Here is a 1,995-nt window from a genome sequence, read left to right on the forward strand (position 1 = left end):
CCTTGAAGAGCAACGCCAAATCGGCTCCCTCTTCGCCAAGCTCGACTCGCTCATCACCCTTCATCAGCGTGAGTTTCATTTTTTTGGTTGACTTCAATGCTGTAGTTTATATACTATATGTATCAGATTTTGATACAAGCAAGGTAGTTTCTATGTCCCGAACCATTCCCGAGAGCCTTTCCCCTATATTGGAAGACCTGGAGCTTGATCGCCCTCAGCTGGTCTCGCTAGCTGCTCTGCGGGCGATGTGCGAGCACCATCGCATCGGCACAGACCCGCGCGTCGTCGCCTCTCGGCTCAAGCAAAAGGGATGGCTGGTCGCCACGCCCCAACGCGGAGTATGGGAGTTCGCTCCGGCCGAACTCGCCGGTTCCTACTCAAGTGCCGACCCTCTTCTCGCGCTAAAGGCCTTCAGCATCGCTCATCCAGAATGCAAAAACGCGCTCCGCGGCCAGTCCGCTGCCTGGGCATTGGGGCTCGCGGACCGTGCACCCTCGACGATAAGCGTGGCGTTCGAGGAGCGACCAAAGGTGAAGATGCCTCCCGATCTGGCGCCCGTCACCTTCGCGCCTCAAACACCCGTTAGGTCCGCAAAAGGCGTTAGCGCTCTCGGCCCCGCCAGCATCGTGGTTCAAATGGCGGAACGGCCGAGCTCGGTGCGCTCTTGGCAAAGCGCCGTCGAATGGCTTCCCGACGTCGCCTTCGAGATTGACGGAGGCGAGCTCCTCAAGGAGCTCGAAGGCAGACCGAACTCTGTTGCCCAGCGAACAGGCTACCTTTTGCAGGGGATGCGTCCCGATCTCGCCGCAGCTGTGGCCGACACCCATGCGGCTCAAGTAGTCGCCAAGATGGGAACGTCCGAGGTTCCGATTCGCTATGATCAGAGATGGATGGTATCGGACGCCCTCCTTCCCTTCGGTCCCAGAGAACTGGAGGCCGTAAAGTGACCTACGACATCTCGCTTCAGCCAGGACACATCGCCCGTCATACCCCGCGGGGCGCGGGTTCCCAGGGCCGCGAGGCCGCTGTCATCGACATCGCGCAGGATCTCTTGCTCCGCCACCTGTCCGACGAGGGCCTCCTCGATTCGTTCGCCATAAAAGGCGGAACGGCGCTCCGGAAGCTCTATGCCGGCAACGAGGGGCGTTTCTCACTCGACCTCGACTTCGCCGTGGCTGACATCACGAAGGATCGTGACGAGGCAGCACTGGAATTCTCCCTGGCCGTCGACGGGCTCGAAATAGGGCCCTTTCAATACGGCATAACGGAGCGGCGTGGTAAGCCGTCCGTGACGTTGAGCGGCCGTTTCGTGACCGAATCGACACTTCAAACAAAGCTCGATTTCTCTGCGGCCCCTTGGCTTGCCCCTGTTGCGGGCAGCTGGGTGCCCATGCCCGCTCATGCCCAATACGGGGGACCACTGCCGTCTATCAAGACCGTGAGACTCGAGGAGAATCTTGCAGAGAAGATCGCCAGGCTCAACCGAGTGACCACCGCTCGAGATATGTACGATCTCGCATGGATCGCGGGTAACGGCGCTCTCTGGCGAAAGATTGACCAGCCGCTCGTCAGGCACCTCAGCGTTCTGAAGATGTGGGTCGACGCGAACGGATTGCATGCAGGAGCAACCTGCTGGCCGCCGGCTCACGCCGGATTGCCCTTCGATCCGGGCCGCTGGCTGCGAAAGCGGAGCGCCGAGGAGTTCGATATCGAGGACATAGGAGCACTCGCCGTCCCGACTCCAAAACCGGAGGAGCTGTCGGAACGCGTTCGCGGGAGCTTCGCCTTCCTGCAAGAACTCGACGACGAAGAGCGCATCATCGCTCATGCCAGCGGCAAAGACCGTGCGCTGGCTATCCGCCTCCTTGAGAATCTCCCCGGCGGTCGTCTTTCGGGAATCGGCCTGTACTAAGCAACGAGAAAACTTGGGAACAGCGTAAGCTGGGGGATGTGGGGCATGCCCAATCTGGCGTCGGCTTTCCAGATGCGGAACAG

The 1,995-nt window shown here is 60.4% G+C and carries 2 protein-coding genes; both read left to right on the forward strand.

Annotated features, from left to right (window positions below; genetic code table 11):
* Positions 1 to 152 precede the first annotated feature (152 nt).
* Positions 153 to 947, forward strand: coding sequence for a type IV toxin-antitoxin system AbiEi family antitoxin (locus tag VIN30_RS11500; protein WP_326424347.1), 795 nt, complete (start codon positions 153 to 155; stop codon positions 945 to 947).
* Entirely contained in the window at positions 944 to 1,912 is a 969-nt protein-coding gene (locus tag VIN30_RS11505) for a nucleotidyl transferase AbiEii/AbiGii toxin family protein (protein ID WP_326424348.1), read from the forward strand. Before VIN30_RS11500 ends, VIN30_RS11505 begins: the two co-directional genes overlap by 4 nt.
* Positions 1,913 to 1,995 lie beyond the last annotated feature (83 nt).

This window comes from Adlercreutzia wanghongyangiae (assembly GCF_035989245.1).
Classification (GTDB): Bacteria; Actinomycetota; Coriobacteriia; order Coriobacteriales; family Eggerthellaceae; genus Adlercreutzia; species Adlercreutzia wanghongyangiae.